The sequence below is a fragment of the Streptomyces sp. NPDC093984 genome (assembly GCF_044764595.1).
Taxonomy (GTDB): Bacteria; Actinomycetota; Actinomycetes; order Streptomycetales; family Streptomycetaceae; genus Streptomyces; species Streptomyces cynarae.
The window spans coordinates 777,676-794,793 of the sequence record NZ_JBIWIM010000001.1 but is presented as its reverse complement, the minus strand read 5'-3'; the positions used below and the strand labels follow the sequence as shown (position 1 = coordinate 794,793).

Below are 17,118 nucleotides of genomic sequence, written 5' to 3'. Positions count from 1 at the left end.
TCGTTACTCCTTCGCGGACTCGACCGCGTGGCCGCCGAACTGGTTGCGCAGCGCCGCGATCATCTTCATCTGGGGGGAGTCGTCCTGCCGCGAGGCGAACCGGGCGAACAGGGACGCCGTGATCGCCGGGAGCGGGACGGCGTTGTCGATGGCGGCCTCGACCGTCCAGCGGCCCTCGCCGGAGTCCTCGGCGTAGCCGCGCAGCTTGTCCAGGTGCTCGTCGTCGTCCAGGGCGTTGACCGCGAGGTCGAGCAGCCAGGAGCGGATGACGGTGCCCTCCTGCCAGGAGCGGAAGACCTCGCGGACGTTGTCCACGGACTTGACCTTCTCCAGCAGCTCCCAGCCCTCGGCGTAGGCCTGCATCATCGCGTACTCGATGCCGTTGTGGACCATCTTCGAGAAGTGGCCGGCGCCGACCCTGCCCGCGTGGACGTAGCCGTAGGGGCCCTCGGGCTTGAGCGCGTCGAAGATCGGCTGGAGCCGGTCGACGTGCTCCTTGTCGCCGCCGACCATCAGCGCGTAGCCGTTCTGCAGGCCCCACACACCGCCGGAGACGCCCGCGTCGATGAAGCCGATGCCCTTGATGCCGAGTTCGGTGGCGTGCTTCTCGTCGTCCGTCCAGCGGGAGTTGCCGCCGTCCACCACGATGTCGCCGGGGGAGAGCAGAGCGGCGAGTTCGTCGACGACGGACTGGGTGGCGGCGCCGGCCGGGACCATCACCCAGACCACGCGCGGGGCCTCGAGCTTCTCGACGAGTTCACCCAGGCTCTTGACGTCGGAGACCTCGGGGTTGCGGTCGTAGCCGACGACGGTGTGGCCCGCGCGGCGGATCCGCTCGCGCATGTTGCCACCCATCTTGCCGAGACCGATGAGTCCGAGCTGCATGTCAGTTCACTTCTTCCTGAGCGTTCTTGAGCGTGCGGTAGGCGGCCACGAGGGCGGCGGTGGACGGGTCGAGGCCGGGGACGTCGGCGCCCTGAGTCAGGGCGGGCTCGACGCGCTTGGCGAGCACCTTGCCGAGTTCGACACCCCACTGGTCGAAGGAGTCGATGTTCCAGATCGCGCCCTGGACGAACACCTTGTGCTCGTAGAGGGCGATGAGCTGGCCGAGGACCGACGGGGTCAGCTCGGTGGCCAGGATCGTGGTGGTGGGGTGGTTGCCCTTGAAGGTGCGGTGCGGCACCTGCTCCTCGGGCACGCCCTCCGCGCGCTCCTCCTCCTCCGTCTTGCCGAAGGCGAGCGCCTGGCCCTGCGCGAACAGGTTGGCCATCAGCAGGTCGTGCTGCGCCTTGAGCTCGTCACTCAGCTCGGCGACCGGGTTCGCGAAGCCGATGAGGTCGGCCGGGATCAGCTTGGTGCCCTGGTGGAGGAGCTGGTAGTAGGCGTGCTGCCCGTTGGTGCCCGGGGTGCCCCACACCACCGGGCCGGTCTGCCACTGCACCGGGTGCCCGTCGCGGTCCACCGACTTGCCGTTGGACTCCATGTCCAGCTGCTGGAGATACGCGGTGAACTTGGACAGGTAGTGCGAGTACGGCAGCACAGCGTGCGACTGGGCGTCGAAGAAGTTGCCGTACCAGACGCCCAGCAGGCCCAGGACGAGCGGCGCGTTGGCCTCGGCCGGCGCGCCCTGGAAGTGCTCGTCGACGATGCGGAAGCCGTCCAGCATCTCCCGGAACCGCTCGGGACCGATCGCGATCATCAGCGACAGTCCGATGGCCGAGTCGTACGAGTACCGGCCGCCGACCCAGTCCCAGAACTCGAACATGTTGTCGGGGTCGATACCGAACTCGGTGACCTTCCCGGCGTTCGTCGACAGCGCCACGAAGTGCCTGGCGACCGCCTTCTCGTCACCGTCGAACGCCGCGAGCAGCCAGGACCGGGCCGAAGTCGCGTTCGTGATCGTCTCGATCGTGGTGAACGTCTTCGACGCGACGATGAACAGCGTCTCCGCCGGATCCAGGTCCCGCACCGCCTCGTGCAGGTCGGCACCGTCCACGTTCGACACGAACCGGAACGTCATCTCCCGCGCGGTGTAGGCGCGCAGCGCCTCGTACGCCATCGCGGGGCCCAGGTCGGAGCCGCCGATGCCGATGTTGACGACGTTCTTGATGCGCTTGCCGGTGTGGCCGGTCCACTCGCCGGAGCGGACCCGGTTCGCGAAGTCGGTCATCTTGTCGAGCACCGCGTGCACCTTGGGCACCACGTTCTCGCCGTCGACCTCGATCACCGCATCACGGGGGGCGCGCAGCGCGGTGTGCAGCACGGCCCGGCGCTCGGTGGTGTTGATCCTCTCGCCGCGGAACATGGCGTCGCGCAGCCCGAACACATCGGTGGCGGTGGCCAGTTCCTGGAGCAGCGCCAGGGTCTCGTCGGTGATCAGGTGCTTGGAGTAGTCGATGCGCAGATCACCGACGCGCACGACGTAGCGTTCCGCGCGCCCGGGGTCCTGGTCGAACAGGTCCCGGATGTGCGCGTGCCACTGGGCGCGGTGGTCCTCCAGTTCGACCCACTCGGGCCGCCGGGTGAGCCTCGGGCTGTCAGACATGAGCGGCACCCTCCTCGGCTCCCGCGCCCTCGCCGCGCAGGGCGATGGCGTACATCTCGTCCGCGTCGAGGCGGCGCAGCTCCTCGGCGATCAGTTCGGAGGTCGGGCGCACCTTCAGCGCCAGGGTGCGCGAGGGCTGGCCCGGCAGGGTGAGCGTGGCCAGCGGGCCCTCGGGGCGGTCGATGACGATCTCGCCCTTGTCGGTGCCCAGCCGAACGGCCGTCACGACCGGTCCTGCGGTGACCACCCGGTCCACGGACACCTTCAGGCGGGCCTCCAGCCAGCGGGCCAGCAGCTCGGCGGCCGGGTTCTCCGCCTCGGCCTCCACGGCCGCGGAGATGATCTTCGTCCGGGCCTGGTCGAGCGCGGCGGCCAGCATCGACCGCCACGGCGTCAGCCGGGTCCAGGCCAGGTCGGTGTCGCCCGGCGCGTAGGAGGAGACCCGGGCTCGCAGCACACGCAGCGGGTCCTCGACGGCGTACAGGTCGGTGATGCGGCGCTGGGCGAGGGCTCCCAGCGGGTCCTTGGCCGGGTTGTCCGGCGCGTCCACCGGCCACCACACGACGACGGGCGCGTCGGGCAGCAGCAGCGGCAGGACCACCGAGTCGGCGTGGTCGGACACTTCGCCGTACAGCCGCAGCACGACCGTCTCACCGGTGCCGGCGTCGGCGCCCACCCGGACCTCGGCGTCCAGGTGCGACCGGGTGCGGTCGCGCGGGGTGCGGGCCTGCCGCTTGATGACCACCAGGGTCCGCGAGGGGTGCTCATGCGAGGCGTCCTCGGCCGCCTTCATCGAGTCGTAGGCGTTCTCCTCGTCGGTCACGATGACCATGGTCAGGACCATGCCCACGGCGGGGGTGCCGAGGGCGCGGCGGCCCTGCACCAGCGCCTTGTTGATCTTGCTTGCCGTGGTGTCGGTCAGGTCGATCTTCATGGCCTGCGCCAGCTCCGTCCGTCTCGTGCGAGCATCTCGTCGGCTTCCCCGGGACCCCAGCTGCCCGAGGCGTACTGCGCGGGCTTGCCGTGCGTCGCCCAGTACTCCTCGATCGGGTCGAGGATCCTCCAGGACTCCTCCACTTCCTCCGTACGGGGGAAGAGGTTGGCGTCGCCGAGCAGTACGTCCAGGATCAGCCGTTCGTACGCCTCCGGGCTGGACTCGGTGAACGACTCGCCGTAGGCGAAGTCCATCGAGACGTCCCGGATCTCCATCGACGTACCCGGCACCTTCGAACCGAAGCGGACGGTCATCCCCTCGTCGGGCTGCACCCGGATGACGATCGCGTTCTGCCCCAGTTCCTCGGTGGCCGTGGTGTCGAAGGGCGAGTGCGGGGCCCGCTGGAAGACGACCGCGATCTCGGTCACCCGGCGGCCCAGGCGCTTGCCGGTCCTGAGGTAGAACGGCACGCCCGCCCAGCGGCGGTTGTCGACCTCCAGCTTGATCGCCGCGTAGGTGTCCGTGGTGGACGCGGGGTCGATGCCCTCCTCCTGGAGGTAGCCGCGCACCTTCTCGCCGCCCTGCCACGCGGCCGCGTACTGGCCGCGCACGGTGTGCGCTCCGAGGTCCTCCGGCAGCTTCACCGACTTCAGGACCTTCATCTTCTCGGTGACCAGCGACCCGGCGTCGAAGGCGATGGGCTCCTCCATGGCCGTCAGCGCCATCAGCTGGAGCAGGTGGTTCTGGATCACGTCGCGGGCGGCGCCGATGCCGTCGTAGTAGCCGGCCCGGCCGCCGATGCCGATGTCCTCGGCCATGGTGATCTGCACGTGGTCCACGAAGGACCGGTTCCAGATCGGCTCGTACATCTGGTTCGCGAAGCGCAGCGCCAGGATGTTCTGGACGGTCTCCTTGCCCAGGTAGTGGTCGATGCGGAACACCTGGTCCGGCTCGAACACCTCGTGCACGATCCGGTTCAGCTCGCGGGCGCTCGCCAGGTCGTGGCCGAACGGCTTCTCGATGACCGCCCGCCGCCAGGAGCCCTCCGGGGCGTCGGCGAGGCCGTGCTTCTTCAGCTGCTTCACGACCTTCGGGAAGAACTTCGGCGGCACCGACAGGTAGAAGGCGTAGTTGCCGCTCGTGCCCCGGGAGGCGTCCAACTCGTCGACGGCGGACTTCAGCTGCTTGAAGGCGGTGTCGTCGTCGAAGTCACCGGGGATGAACCGCATGCCCTCGGCGAGCTGCTGCCAGACCTCCTCGCGGAAGGGCGTACGGGCGTGCTCGCGCACCGCGTCGTGGACCACCTGCGCGAAGTCCTGGTCGGCCCAGTCGCGCCGGGCGAACCCGACGAGCGAGAAGCCCGGCGGGAGCAGGCCGCGGTTGGCCAGGTCGTAGACCGCCGGCATCAGCTTCTTGCGGGACAGGTCGCCGGTGACACCGAAGATGACCAGTCCGGAAGGGCCCGCGATACGGGGCAGACGGCGGTCCCGGGGGTCGCGCAGCGGGTTGTCCCAGGCGGACGAACCGCTGTGGGGTGGGGTGAGGGCGGCTTCGAGCACCAGCGTGCTCTCGGCCGGAGCCGCGCCCTGTGCCATGGTCTCGTCGCTCATTCCGCGTCAACTCCCTTGCTGTTCAGGGACTTCGTCACGGCGTCCAGCAGGTCCTGCCAGGCCGTCTCGAACTTCGCGACGCCCTCGTCCTCGAGCTGCTTCACGACCTCGTCGTAGGGGATCCCGAGCCGCTCCACGGCCGCGAGGTCGGCGCGGGCCTGCTCGTAGCCACCCGTCACCGTGTCGCCCTGGACGGCGCCGTGGTCGGCGGTGGCCCTCAGGGTGGCTTCCGGCATGGTGTTGACCGTGCCCGGCGCGACCAGTTCGTCGACGTACAGGGTGTCCTTGTACGCCGGGTCCTTCACACCGGTGGAGGCCCACAGGGGGCGCTGCCTGTTGGCGCCGGCGTTCTCCAGCGCGCTCCACCGCTCCGAGGCGAAGGCCTTCTCATAAGCCTCGTACGCGAGCCGTGCGTTCGCGAGCGCGGCCCGGCCCTTGAGCGCCAGGGCCTCGTCGGTGCCGAGCTTGGTGAGGCGCTTGTCGATCTCGGTGTCGACGCGGGAGACGAAGAAGGAGGCGACGGAGTGGATGACCGACAGGTCGAGGCCGGCCGCCCGGGCCTTCTCCAGGCCGGCGAGGTAGGCGTCCATGACCTGGCGGTAGCGCTCCAGGGAGAAGATCAGCGTCACGTTGACGCTGATGCCCTGGCCGATGACCTCGGTGATGGCCGGCAGGCCCGCCTCGGTCGCCGGGATCTTGATCATCACGTTGGGGCGGTCGACGAGCCAGGCGAGCTGCCTGGCCTCGGCGATGGTCGCCACCGTGTTGTGGGCGAGGCGGGGGTCGACCTCGATGGAGACCCGGCCGTCCCGGCCGTCCGTCGCGTCGTACACGGGCCGCAGGATGTCGGCGGCGGCCCTGACGTCCGCGGTGGTCATCATGCGGACGGCCTCCTCGACCGTCACCCCGCGCACGGCCAGGTCGGCCAGCTGCTCCTCGTAGCCCTCTCCGGAGCCGATGGCGGCCTGGAAGATGGACGGGTTGGTGGTGACGCCCACCACGTGCCGGGTCTCGATGAGTTCGGCGAGGTTGCCGGACGCGATCCGCTTGCGGGACAGGTCGTCCAGCCAGATCGACACGCCCGCCTCGGACAGGCGCTTCAGGGGCTCCGCTGCTGCGGTTGCTTCGGTCACTGTGATCATCTTCCTTCTGGCGATCGGATCAACCGCGGACGGCGGCAAGGGATTCCCGGGCGGCGGCGGCCACGTTCTCGGGGGTGAAGCCGAACTCGGCGAACAGGGTCTTGGCGTCGGCCGAGGCGCCGAAGTGCTCCAGGGACACGATGCGCCCTGCGTCTCCGACGTACCGGTACCAGGTCAGGCCGATACCTGCCTCGACGGCCACCCGGGCCTTCACGGACGGCGGGAGGACGCGCTCGCGGTACTCGGCGGGCTGCTCCTCGAACCACTCCACGGACGGCATCGACACCACCCGGGTGCCCACGCCCTCGGCCTCCAGCTGCTCCCGCGCGGCGACGGCGAGCTGCACCTCCGAACCGGTGGCGATCAGGATGACGTCCGGGCTCCCGGTGGAGGACTCCTGAAGGATGTAACCGCCCTTGGCCGCCTCGGGGTTGGGGGCGTAGGTGGGCACGCCCTGGCGGGTGAGCGCGAGGCCGTGCGGGGCGGGGTTGGTGGAGTGCCGCTTGAGGATCTCGGCCCAGGCGACGGCGGTCTCGTTGGCGTCGGCCGGGCGGACGACGTTCAGGCCCGGGATCGCGCGCAGCGCCGCGAGGTGTTCGACCGGCTGGTGGGTGGGGCCGTCCTCGCCGAGGCCGATGGAGTCGTGCGTCCACACGTACGTCACCGGCAGCTGCATGAGGGCGGACATGCGGACCGCGTTGCGCATGTAGTCCGAGAACACCAGGAACGTGCCGCCGTAGATACGGGTGTTGCCGTGCAGCGCGATGCCGTTCATCTCCGCGGCCATGGAGAACTCGCGGATACCGAAGTGGATCGTGCGGCCGTACGGGCTCGCCTCCGGCAGCGGGTTGCCCTTCGGCAGGAAGGACGAGGTCTTGTCGATGGTCGTGTTGTTCGACCCGGCGAGGTCGGCCGAGCCGCCCCACAGCTCGGGGATGACCGCGCCGAGCGCCTGCAGCACCTTGCCGGAGGCGGCACGGGTCGCGACGGACGCGCCCTCCTCGAACTCCGGAAGCGCCTGCTCCCAGCCGTCGGGGAGCTGACCGGCCACGACACGGTCGTACAGCTTCGCGCGCCCGGGCTGGGCGCCGCGCCACTCGGCGATCCGCTTGTCCCAGGCGGCGTGCGCCTCGGCACCCCGGTCCAGGGCCTGACGGGTGTGGGCGAGGACCTCGGGGGCCACCTCGAAGGACTTCTCCGGGTCGAAGCCGAGGACGCGCTTGGTGGCCGCGACCTCGTCCGCGCCGAGCGCCGAGCCGTGGGCGGCCTCGGTGTTCTGCGCGTTCGGGGCCGGCCAGGCGATGATCGTGCGCATCGCGATGATCGAGGGGCGCTCGGTCTCGGCCTGCGCCGCCCTCAGCGCCGCGTACAGCGCGTGGACGTCGATGTCGCCGTTCTCGGCGGGCTCGATGCGCTGGGTGTGCCAGCCGTAGGCCTCGTACCGCTTCAGGACGTCCTCGGAGAAGGCCGTCGCGGTGTCGCCCTCGATGGAGATGTGGTTGTCGTCGTACAGGAAGACGAGGTTGCCGAGCTTCTGGTGGCCGGCCATCGAGGAGGCCTCGGCGGAGACGCCCTCCTCCAGGTCGCCGTCGGAGACGATGGCCCAGATCGTGTGGTCGAAGGGGGACTCGCCCGCGGGTGCCTCCGGGTCGAACAGACCTCGCTCGTAGCGGGCGGCCATCGCCATGCCCACCGCGTTCGCGACACCCTGGCCGAGCGGGCCGGTGGTGGTCTCGACACCGGCCGTGTGCCCGTACTCGGGGTGACCGGGCGTCTTCGAACCGTGCGTGCGGAACGCCTTCAGGTCGTCCAGCTCCAGCTCGTAGCCGGCCAGGAAGAGCTGCGTGTAGAGGGTCAGCGAGGTGTGGCCGGGGGAGAGGACGAAACGGTCACGGCCCGTCCACTCCGGATCCGCCGGATCATGGCGCATCACCTTGTGAAAGACCGTGTACGCGGCCGGGGCCAGGCTCATCGCGGTGCCCGGGTGGCCGTTGCCGACCTTCTGCACGGCGTCGGCCGCCAGGATGCGGGCGGTGTCGACGGCACGGCGGTCGAGCTCGGTCCATTCGAATCCGTCGGTGCTCTGCGCACTCATCTTCAAAGAGTCCTCACTGGATGCGGAATCGCTGGTGGAACGCGTTCAAACCTAAAAGTCTGACTTTTGCCGGGGAAGGTGCGCCTGTGTCAGCCTTCGGTGAAAGTGGGACATCGACAGCGGTACCGAGGCGGCACGAGAAGGACATGGCGGACAGAACCATGCAAGACGGTGACGGGATCAGGACATACGCGTTCCCCGCCGACCGGAGCGTCTGCGGCGTCGGTATGCAGGTGGGCCCCATGGAGCCCGGGCGCACCTGGCACGAGGACGCGCCGCTGGACCGCGTCCACCGCATCGATTTCCATGTCCTGATGCTCTTCACTGGCGGCCCCGTGACACACATGGTGGATTTCGCCGAGTACGAGATGACCGACGGCGACCTTCTGTGGATCCGCCCCGGGCAGGTCCACCGCTTCTCCCGGGCGAGCGAGTACCGCGGCACCGTGCTCACCATGCAACCCGGCTTCCTGCCCCGTGCCACGGTGGAGGCCACGGGCCTCTACCGCTACGATCTGCCGCCCCTGCTGCACCCCGACCCGGGCCAGCTCGCCGCGCTCCGGGCGGCCCTCGCCCAGCTCCGGCGCGAGTACGAGGACACCACCACGCTGCCGCTCGGTCTGCACACCGAGGTGCTGCGGCACTCGCTGACCGCGTTCCTGGTACGCCTCGCGCACCTGGCGACCAGCTCCGCCGAGGCGGCCCGCGGCCAGGTCGACACCACCTTCACCCGCTTCCGCGACGCGGTGGAGAAGGACTTCGCCACCAACCACAGCGTCAGCGCCTACGCCGACGCCCTCGGCTACTCCCGCCGCACCCTGGTCCGCGCCGTCCGCGCCGCCACCGGTCAGACGCCCAAGGGCTTCATCGACAAGCGCGTGATCCTCGAGGCCAAGCGTCTGCTGGCGCACACGGACCTGCCGATAGGCCGGGTCGGCGCCGCCGTGGGCTTCCCCGACGCGGCGAACTTCTCCAAGTTCTTCCACCAGCACACGGACACGACGCCGGCGGTGTTCCGCGCGGAGCTGCGCTGAGTTCCGTGCACGGGAAAGGGGCCCCACGCGCACGTGGGGCCCCTTTTCCATGGGGGAGGGAGGTGGTCAGTGCCCGAAGTCGAACCAGTTCACGTTCACGAAGTCGCCCGGCTGACCGCTGGTGAAGGTCAGATAGACGTCATGCGTGCCGGTCACGGAGGTGATGTTGGCCGGGACCGTCCTCCAGCTCTGCCAGCCGCCCGTGTTGGCCACCGCGAAACTGCCGATCGGTGCGTTGCTCCGGCTGTCGAGGCGCACCTCGACCAGTCCGCTCACCCCGCTCGCCGCGCCGCTCGCGACCCGGCCGTAGAACTGCTTCGCGGCCGTGGAGCCGAAGTCGACGCCCTTGTACAGGGCCCAGTCGCCGTTCGCCAGCGAGCCGATGTCCTGACCGCCGCCCGTGTCCGAGGTCGTCTCGGTGGCCACGCCGGACTGGCTGTCGTACGACTCGGCCTGGATCGCGCTGTAGGCGTCCCGGTTGCCCGACGGCGGAGGCGTGGTACCGCCCCCACCGCCCGAGGACTGGAGGACCTGCACATAGTCGACGACCATCGGATGGCCGGGCTGGGTGTCGTTGTCCAGGCCGCCGCCGAACGCGTCCGGGAAGGCGCCGCCCATCGCCACGTTCAGGATGACGAAGAACCCGTGGTTCGTGGCGTTGGTCCAGGTCGTCGCGTCGACCTGGTTGGCGGTGACCGTGTGGTAGTTGACGCCGTCGACGTAGAAGCGGATCGCTTCCGGGCTCGCCGAGCGGTCCCACTCCATGGTGTAAGTGTGGAAGCCGGACTGGCACGTCGTGTTCGGGCACGCGGTGGAGTTGCCGATGCCGCTGGTCTCGTTGCACGGGCCGCCCGGGTTGGTGCCGCAGTGCATCGTGGCCCACGTCTTGTTCAGGCCCTGGACGTTCTCCATGATGTCCAACTCGCCGACACCGGGCCAGTTCTGGTAGTTGCCCCGGTAGGGCGCGCCCAGCATCCAGAACGCGGGCCAGTAACCCTCGGCGGCGGTTCCGGTGACGTTCGGCATCTGCAGCCGGGCCTCGACGCGCAGCTTGCCGCCGGCCGGCGGCTGGAAGTCGGTGCGGGTGGTCTCGATGCGGCCCGAGGTCCAGTGGCCGGAGGCGTCGCGGCGGGGGGTGATGAGCAGGTTGCCGTTGCCGTCCAGCGAGACGTTGCCGGTGCTGGAGGTCATCGTCTCGACCTCGCCGGTGCCCCAGTTGGCGGGGCCGCCCGGATACGACGTCCCGGTGTCGTACTGCCAGTTGGACGTGTTGACGCCGGAGCCGGACGCGCCGTTGAAGTCGTCGAGGAAGACCTGGCTCCAGCCCGACGGGGGAGCGGGGGCGGAGGCGTTGGCGGACGGCGTGGCGACCGTGGCGGCGGCCACGGCGAGCACCGTCGTGCCGAGGGCGGCGACGAACGCCCGCCTCACACTGCGCCGTCTGCGGGGTATGCCGGGGGAATCGCTCATGGGGGGTGCCTCTCGGGTACGGGGAGTCGATGCGCGGGTGCCTGCCGGAGAGCGCCCGCGGCTCCTTGAGAGCGCTCTCAAGCGATGGTTGCGCGCTCAATGTGCTCTCCGTCACTTCGGTCGTCAAGAGGTGAAGCAGAGAAAGTCCCTCGGAGGGAAGGGAGTTCAGGGCATGAACGCTGGGGCGAAGGGAGGGATGAAAGGGCCGTCCGGCGATACCCGGTCCCGTGGGACGCTGGGACCCCGGGGCTGACTACTATCCTCAATCGAGCCAGGCGCCACGGGAGTTGGGGGAACGATGCCGCACGTCCTGACCATTCCGCTCGACGGCGGGGAGCAGCTGCACGTCGAGGTCGAACAGCGGGACGAGAACGGCTGGGCCCGGGCCGGCCGGGCGCAGGACGCCGCCCTTGCGGCGGGCAGGAGCCTGCAGGAGGTGCTCGCTCCGATACGACCCGCCATGCAGGCGGTGGTCAGCCAGCTGCGCGCGGGCGTCGCACCGCCGGACAGGATCAGTCTGGAGTTCGGGATCAAGTTCTCCGCCGACGCGGGTGTGGTGGTCGCGCGCACGGCGACCGAGGCGAACTTCACCGTCGCGGTGGAGTGGAACCGCCCGGCCGAACGCCCCGCCGAACCGTGACCGCAGGGGAGTCCGTACTCGCCGACGCCGTCGCCCGGGTGCACGGCCGGGGCGGCATCGTCGGCGCCGCCTTCCTCGTGGCCCCGGGCCTGCTCTGCACCTGCGCCCATGTCGTGGCGCGTGCGCTGGGCACGGACGCACGGGACCCCGCCCCGCCGCCCGGACGGATCGGACTCGACTTCCCGCTGGCGGCGGCGACGGGCACGGGCGACGGCCCGCGGCTCGTCCGGGCCACCGTGGCGGGCTGGCACCCCGTACTCCCCGACGAGACCGGGGACATGGCGCTGCTGCGCCTCGAGGGGGATGTGTCCTCCGGCACGGTGACACCGTGGCTGGTGGAGGCGGACGAGCTGTGGGACCACGGCGTCCGCCTTTTCGGTTTCCCCTCCGGCAGCGACCACGGGGTGTGGGTCGCGGGCCGGCTGAGAGCCGTGCAGGGAGCCGGCTGGCTGCAGATGCAGAGCGAGGCCGGACCGCAGGTGGAGCCGGGGTTCAGCGGTACGCCGGTCTGGGACGTCGACCTAGGCGGGGTCGTCGGTATGGCGGTCGCCGCCGGACAGGGGAGCGCGGTCGGCACGGCGTATCTGCACCCCGCCTCGTCGATCCTGCGGGCATGGCCGGAGCTCGCGGAACACGCGCAGCCCTCCTCTCCCTACCGCGGTCTGCGACCGTTCACGGAGGAGGACGAATCGGTCTTTTGCGGCCGTGAGAAGGACGCCCTGCAACTGGAGGAGCTGGTCACCCGGCAGCCGGTCGTCGTGCTGTCCGGGCCGTCGGGCAGCGGGAAGTCCTCACTCGTCCGGGCCGGACTGCTGCCCAGGCTGAGACGGGCCGGCCAGGTGACGGCGGACTTCCGGCCCACTCCCGGGCTCGGCCCCGAGGAGACGCTGGCCGGCGCCGTCGAGCCGCTGCTGGACGGCGAACTGAGCCGCGCCGAGCTGGCGCAGCGGCTGTCCGCCGGGGACACCACCGAGGTGGCCGCACGCCTGGCACGCCGTCACCCCGATGGTGTCCTGCTGTTCGTCGACCAGTTCGAGGAAATCGTCACGACCGATCCGGTCACCGGCCGGGAACTGCTCAGGCTGGTCACCGCACTGGCCGAGGGCAGTCCGCGGTCCCGGCCGGTGCGGGCGCTGCTCACGGTGCGGTCCGGCTCCCTCGACCGCCTGCTGACCCACGACAACCAGAGCGGGCTGCAGGAAGGCATCATGCTCCTGGCCCCCATGGACCGGGACCAGCTGCGGGCGGCGATCACCGGGCCACTCGCCGCCGCTCCCGGTGTCGCTCACGAGGCGGGCCTGGTCGAGCGGATCCTGGACGACGCGGGCGACGGCCCCGGACGGCTGCCACTGGTGGAGTTCACGCTGACCCGGCTGTGGAACCGGCGCCGCGGCGGCACACTCACCCATGAGGCCTACGACGCCATGGGCGGGGTGTCCGGCGCGGTCGCCGGATACGCGGAAGAGGTGTACCACCGCCACCTGCGGGACGCGGAACGCGACGCCGCGAGGCGCCTGCTCGTCCAGCTCGCCCGGCCGGAGGACGACGGCGGCTTCGTCCGGCGCACCGTGCGCGTCGACTCCCTTCCCGAGGACCAGAGGCGGGTGGCGAGCCTGCTGACGGACCGCAAACTGCTCGTCTCCACCCAGGCGGTGGACGGGGCGGAGATGATCGACGTCGCCCACGAAGCGCTGATCCACCACTGGGACCGGCTGCTGTCCTGGCTGGCGGCGGACCGTGACTTCCGGGACTGGCAGGAACGGCTCCGACAGAGCCTGCGCCAGTGGCGGCAGCTCGACGGCGGGAGCAGAGGGGCACTGTTACGGGGGGCTCCGCTGGCGGAGGCCGTCCGGTGGCGGGAGCAGCGGCCACAGGAGATCACGGCCGAGGAAAACGCGTACATCCAGGCCTCCCAGGCCCGTCAGAGCTGGGAGGTGCGACGGTGGCGGATGATCACCGCGGTGATCACCGTGCTCGCGGTGCTGGCCGGCACCATGGCCGGGCTGACGTACGAGCGGTCCCAGGAACTGAACCGACAGCTGCGCGCCCAGGCGGCGCGTCTGCTCGGCCCCGACGCGGTGCGCAGGGCCGCCGACGACCCGAGCACCGCGGCTCTGCTGGCCCTGACCGCCTGGCGCACCGATGCACGTCAGCCCGAAGCCTACGGCGCGCTCCTGACGCTGTACTCACAACTGCGCAACACCGAGTACGCCCTGGACCTCCCCGGAACCGACCACGTGCTGCTGCTGACGGCCACACCCGACGGCCGGGCCGCGGCGGTGGTCGACCAGGTGGGGGCGGTGCAGGTCCTCACGAACCTCACCGGCCGGGTGACCGTGCACCGGCTGCCCCGCATCAGGTCGATCACCGCCCACGAGCCGGTCGTGCGGCTCAGCCGCGACGGCCGCAAGGTCGGTGTACTCGACGACAGGGAAGGGCTGTCGGTGTGGGACGTCGCGCACCCGGACCGTCCCGTGCGGCTGCCCGTACCCGCTTCCTGGAATGCGGCCGAGAATACCCGGGACATCGACTTCTCCTCCGACGGGTCCCGAGTGCTGGCCCTGTTCGCGACGGACGGTGACAACGCCAGGGAACGGCTCGGTGTCTGGGACGTGCAGCGCAGGGCGCTCCTGTCCACCACGCTGCTGCCCGCCGGTCGCGCCTTCTACACCGCGCGCTTCTCCCAGCCCTCCGAAACCGTCGTACTCAAGGAGACGGGAAGCTACGAGCGGTTCGACCTGCGCACCGGTGCTCAGCTCGGCAAGGTCCCGGTCGAAGGCCTGGACGCCATCGGCCTCGACGCCCAGGCGGTCGTCGACTGCCCCGACGACTCCTTCCGGGTGCGGCCGCTGACCGGGCGGACACCGCGGTACGAGGTCGGCGGGATCGACTGCGGAGGCGCGCCCCTGGACGCCACCGGCCGTTACGCCGTGATGCCGGTCGGGGACGAGGGGGTGAACTCGGTGGTGGCGATCGACCTCCGGACGGGCGAAGTGTCCCGCGGCCCCATCCCGGTCACCGATGGTGCCAAGGACGCCGCCTACGTCGTACTGCCCCGGAAGGACGGGCAGTTGACCGTGCTCGGCATCAGGGGCGGAACGGTGCTGCGCTTCAAGCTGCCGCGGCCGGGCGCCAACCCGGACCTGCCCACGCCGGGAAACGGGCCTCTCCCGTTGTTCACGCCGGACGGAAGGTTCCGCATCCTGGAGAACTTCAACGCGGGCGACGAGGCACTCGCGGTCCTCGACACCCGGACCGGCCGGAGGTACCAGGCCGGGACGGAGGCGCGTCGACAACTCCTGCCCACGTTCATGGCCGTGCGCCAGAACGCCGTCACCTCCGACGGCCGCCATCTGGTCGCCAGGGTCGGGAACCGGCTCGCCGTCTACTCCCTGCCCCGTCTGTCACCGGAGCGCCTCCTACCGCTGCCGGGCCCAGCGAAGTCCCGGGAGGACGCCACCGGGGCCGTCGCCGCCGCCGGTGACGGCAGTGTCATCACGCTCTACGCGGGCGTCCTCGCACGCTGGGACCCCTCCACCGGACGGGCCATCGGCTCACCGCTGCCTCTGCACACGCACGACACGACCCAGCAATGGCTCGCGACCAACGGCGAGTCGCTGTGGCCGCGCCCTGGGCACCCGCAGCAGGTACTGGTCCGGGGACGCGACGGAGAGATGAGCCTGTGGGATCTCCAAGAGCGCCGGGCGGTCGGGGAGTTCCAGGCCAACCCCGACGCGGATAGCACCTCGGAGACGGAAGTCTTCGACCCGTCGGGGAACACCCTCGCCACGCTCAGCAACGTCAAGACCATGGACGCCGCGCGGATCGAGTTCCGCAGCGTGCCCGAGTTCCGTCTGCAGTCACCCGCGATCTCCGCAGGCGGCACCAGCCACCTGATCGGCTTCACCCCGGACGGACATCTGCTCTCCACCGATTTCAAGAACCTCCAGGTGTGGCAGCAGGGAAGCACACTGCAGATCGCGAATCTCCCCGTGGGGAATGCCTATGCCCAGTGGAGCCTGCAAGGCGACACCGCCGTGGGTGCGACCAATTCGGGTGCGCTGACGCTCCCGCTCAACCCCGACGCCTGGTACAGAGGGCTCTGCCGTGCCTTCAACCGTCCGCTGACCGCCGACGAACGCCGGCTCCTGCCCGACGGGGGTGCCGACGCCTCAGGGTCCTGCCCCAAGGCCTGAAGCCGCGCCCCCGGGCCTCACCGCGCCTCCGGCTGCCACCCCAGCGCTCGTGAGATCCCCCGCGCGGCGAGCCGCACCGCCGGGACAAGAGCCGGTACCTGGGCCGTAGCGTGCGGGACCACGACCGACACCGCGGCGGTCACCCTCCCGTCGCGGCCGCGTACCGGGGCCGCCACCGACAGGGCGTCGTCCGTGATCTGACGGCTGCTCACGGCCGCACCCGATCGCCGCACTTCGGCCAGTTCGCGGCGCAGCCGCACCGGATCCGTGAGGGTGTACGGGGTGAACGCGGCCAGCGGTCCCTCGCAGTACTCCTCCTGGAACGCCTGCTCGCTGTGGGCCAGCAGCGCCAGCCCCACCCCGGTGGCGTGCAGAGGCCAGCGGGCGCCCACCCGGATGTGCACGCCGACGGCGGAGCGCCCCGAGAGCCACTCGATGTACACGACCTCAGCGCCGTCGCGCACCGCCAGCTGCACGTTCTCGTGCGTCGCCTCGTACAGGTCCTCCAGGTACGGCAACGCCACCTGCCGCAGCGCGAGCCCGCGCGGGGCGAGCGCCGCGACCTCCCACAGCCTCAGGCCCACGTGGTACACACCGTCCGCGTCCCGCTCCAGCGCGCCCCACTCGGTCAGCGCCCCCACCAGCCGGTGCGTGGTGGTGAGGGTGAGCCCGGCCCGGCGGCTGATGTCGGTGAGGCAGAGCGCCGGATGCGCGTGGTCGAAGGCCGCGAGGACGGCGAGCAGCCGGTCCGGCGCGGAGCGCACCGTCTGCGGGGGCAGGGCGTCGGCGGTCATCGGTATCGGGTCACCCGAGCCCGGTCTCGGCGACTCTGAGCAGCAGCGCGTGCAGGACCTCCCGCTCGTCGGCGTCGAGCGGCCGGAGCAGTTCGCCCGTGACCCGCAGTCCGGCCTCGTCGGTGTCGCGCAGGAAGGCCCGGCCGGTCTCGGTCAGTACGACGATGCGGCTGCGCCGGTCGTCCGGGGAGGGGCGGCGCTCGGCGAACCCCAGCTTCTCCAGGTCGTCGACCAGGCCGACGATCGCGCTCGGGTCGTAGCCGAGGGAGGTGCTCAGCTCCCGCTGGAGGGCGCCCTCGGAGGTGGCGAGGAAGCGCAGCAGGGCGTAGTGGCGCAGCCGCAGGCCGGACTCCTGGAGGAAGGCGTTGAACAGCTGACCCGAGCGCAGCCCGAGCCGGTACAGCAGATAGCCGGTGTCCGCGTGCAGCCCGCGCATCCACGGCTCCCGGGCGTCGATGGGGTCGGCGGAGGTCGGGGCGTGCTGCTGGCCGGTGATGACGGGCTCCCTGGGCCGGGCCTCCGGAGGGAGGCGGGACGGACTGCTGCCCACAGCATGCCGCAAGGATCGGTCGGCAACAACTATTGACGACAACAATGATTGTCCTTAGCTTCGATCTCGAAGCCGCACCGCCGCCGGAGCAGCAGGCGCCCCGCCGCA

Annotated in this window: 12 protein-coding genes; 3 read left to right on the top strand and 9 right to left on the bottom strand. The window is 70.8% G+C overall.

Features of this window, described 5'->3' with window-relative positions; genetic code table 11:
* Window positions 1-3: 3 nt before the first annotated feature.
* Genes gnd through tkt form a run of 6 tightly spaced genes read right to left on the bottom strand, consistent with a single transcriptional unit; the run spans window position 4 to window position 8,326 of the window.
* A complete protein-coding gene (gene gnd, locus ACIRC0_RS03700) occupies window positions 4-885 on the bottom strand; it encodes a phosphogluconate dehydrogenase (NAD(+)-dependent, decarboxylating) (protein ID WP_403610723.1) in 882 nt (293 codons plus the stop codon).
* A gap of 1 nt (window position 886) precedes the next feature.
* Window positions 887-2,545: a glucose-6-phosphate isomerase gene (gene pgi, locus ACIRC0_RS03695; protein ID WP_403610721.1), complete on the bottom strand. Its 1,659-nt coding sequence runs from the start codon at window positions 2,543-2,545 to the stop codon at window positions 887-889.
* Window positions 2,538-3,479, bottom strand: coding sequence for a glucose-6-phosphate dehydrogenase assembly protein OpcA (gene opcA / locus ACIRC0_RS03690; RefSeq protein WP_403610718.1), 942 nt, complete (start codon window positions 3,477-3,479; stop codon window positions 2,538-2,540). Before opcA ends, pgi begins: the two co-directional genes overlap by 8 nt.
* Window positions 3,476-5,089: a glucose-6-phosphate dehydrogenase gene (gene zwf / locus ACIRC0_RS03685; RefSeq protein ID WP_403610715.1), complete on the bottom strand. Its 1,614-nt coding sequence runs from the start codon at window positions 5,087-5,089 to the stop codon at window positions 3,476-3,478. The genes opcA and zwf overlap by 4 nt, the downstream gene beginning before the upstream one ends.
* Window positions 5,086-6,231, bottom strand: coding sequence for a transaldolase (gene tal / locus ACIRC0_RS03680; protein WP_403610712.1), 1,146 nt, complete (start codon window positions 6,229-6,231; stop codon window positions 5,086-5,088). Before tal ends, zwf begins: the two co-directional genes overlap by 4 nt.
* 19 nt (window positions 6,232-6,250) lie before the next feature.
* A complete protein-coding gene (tkt, locus tag ACIRC0_RS03675) occupies window positions 6,251-8,326 on the bottom strand; it encodes a transketolase (protein ID WP_403610709.1) in 2,076 nt (691 codons plus the stop codon).
* 146 nt (window positions 8,327-8,472) lie between these two features.
* Here tkt and ACIRC0_RS03670 point away from each other — a divergent pair, with 146 nt between their 5' ends.
* Window positions 8,473-9,360 carry a helix-turn-helix domain-containing protein gene (locus ACIRC0_RS03670; RefSeq protein ID WP_403610706.1) on the top strand — a complete coding sequence of 296 codons (888 nt, stop codon included), beginning with the start codon at window positions 8,473-8,475 and terminating at the stop codon, window positions 9,358-9,360.
* Window positions 9,361-9,426: 66 nt separating this feature from the next.
* Here the strand turns inward: ACIRC0_RS03670 and ACIRC0_RS03665 are convergent, their stop codons facing one another.
* Entirely contained in the window at window positions 9,427-10,830 is a 1,404-nt protein-coding gene (locus ACIRC0_RS03665; protein ID WP_403610703.1) for a glycoside hydrolase family 16 protein, read from the bottom strand.
* Between the two features lie 298 nt (window positions 10,831-11,128).
* On the opposite strand from ACIRC0_RS03665, the gene ACIRC0_RS03660 reads away from it, so the two are divergent.
* Both ACIRC0_RS03660 and ACIRC0_RS03655 read left to right on the top strand, forming a co-directional pair.
* Window positions 11,129-11,470: a CU044_2847 family protein gene (locus tag ACIRC0_RS03660; protein ID WP_403610701.1), complete on the top strand. Its 342-nt coding sequence runs from the start codon at window positions 11,129-11,131 to the stop codon at window positions 11,468-11,470.
* On the top strand, window positions 11,467-15,666 hold the full coding sequence (locus ACIRC0_RS03655) for a trypsin-like peptidase domain-containing protein (protein WP_403610698.1): 4,200 nt from the start codon (window positions 11,467-11,469) through the stop codon (window positions 15,664-15,666). The genes ACIRC0_RS03660 and ACIRC0_RS03655 overlap by 4 nt, the downstream gene beginning before the upstream one ends.
* Before the next feature lie 17 nt (window positions 15,667-15,683).
* Here the strand turns inward: ACIRC0_RS03655 and ACIRC0_RS03650 are convergent, their stop codons facing one another.
* On the bottom strand, window positions 15,684-16,460 hold the full coding sequence (locus ACIRC0_RS03650; RefSeq protein WP_403610695.1) for an IclR family transcriptional regulator: 777 nt from the start codon (window positions 16,458-16,460) through the stop codon (window positions 15,684-15,686).
* 10 nt (window positions 16,461-16,470) lie between these two features.
* Window positions 16,471-16,896, bottom strand: a complete 426-nt coding sequence (locus ACIRC0_RS03645) for a MarR family winged helix-turn-helix transcriptional regulator (protein WP_403612682.1) — start codon at window positions 16,894-16,896, stop codon at window positions 16,471-16,473.
* Window positions 16,897-17,118: the final 222 nt, after the last annotated feature.

Coding starts and splice junctions, on each gene's coding strand:
- gnd (WP_403610723.1), bottom strand. CDS start 885: ATGCAGCTCGGACTCATCGGTCTCGGCAAGATGGGTGGCAACATGCGC.
- pgi (WP_403610721.1), bottom strand. CDS start 2,545: ATGTCTGACAGCCCGAGGCTCACCCGGCGGCCCGAGTGGGTCGAACTG.
- opcA (WP_403610718.1), bottom strand. CDS start 3,479: ATGAAGATCGACCTGACCGACACCACGGCAAGCAAGATCAACAAGGCG.
- zwf (WP_403610715.1), bottom strand. CDS start 5,089: ATGAGCGACGAGACCATGGCACAGGGCGCGGCTCCGGCCGAGAGCACG.
- tal (WP_403610712.1), bottom strand. CDS start 6,231: ATGATCACAGTGACCGAAGCAACCGCAGCAGCGGAGCCCCTGAAGCGC.
- tkt (WP_403610709.1), bottom strand. CDS start 8,326: ATGAGTGCGCAGAGCACCGACGGATTCGAATGGACCGAGCTCGACCGC.
- ACIRC0_RS03670 (WP_403610706.1), top strand. CDS start 8,473: ATGGCGGACAGAACCATGCAAGACGGTGACGGGATCAGGACATACGCG.
- ACIRC0_RS03665 (WP_403610703.1), bottom strand. CDS start 10,830: ATGAGCGATTCCCCCGGCATACCCCGCAGACGGCGCAGTGTGAGGCGG.
- ACIRC0_RS03660 (WP_403610701.1), top strand. CDS start 11,129: ATGCCGCACGTCCTGACCATTCCGCTCGACGGCGGGGAGCAGCTGCAC.
- ACIRC0_RS03650 (WP_403610695.1), bottom strand. CDS start 16,460: ATGACCGCCGACGCCCTGCCCCCGCAGACGGTGCGCTCCGCGCCGGAC.
- ACIRC0_RS03645 (WP_403612682.1), bottom strand. CDS start 16,896: ATGCGCGGGCTGCACGCGGACACCGGCTATCTGCTGTACCGGCTCGGG.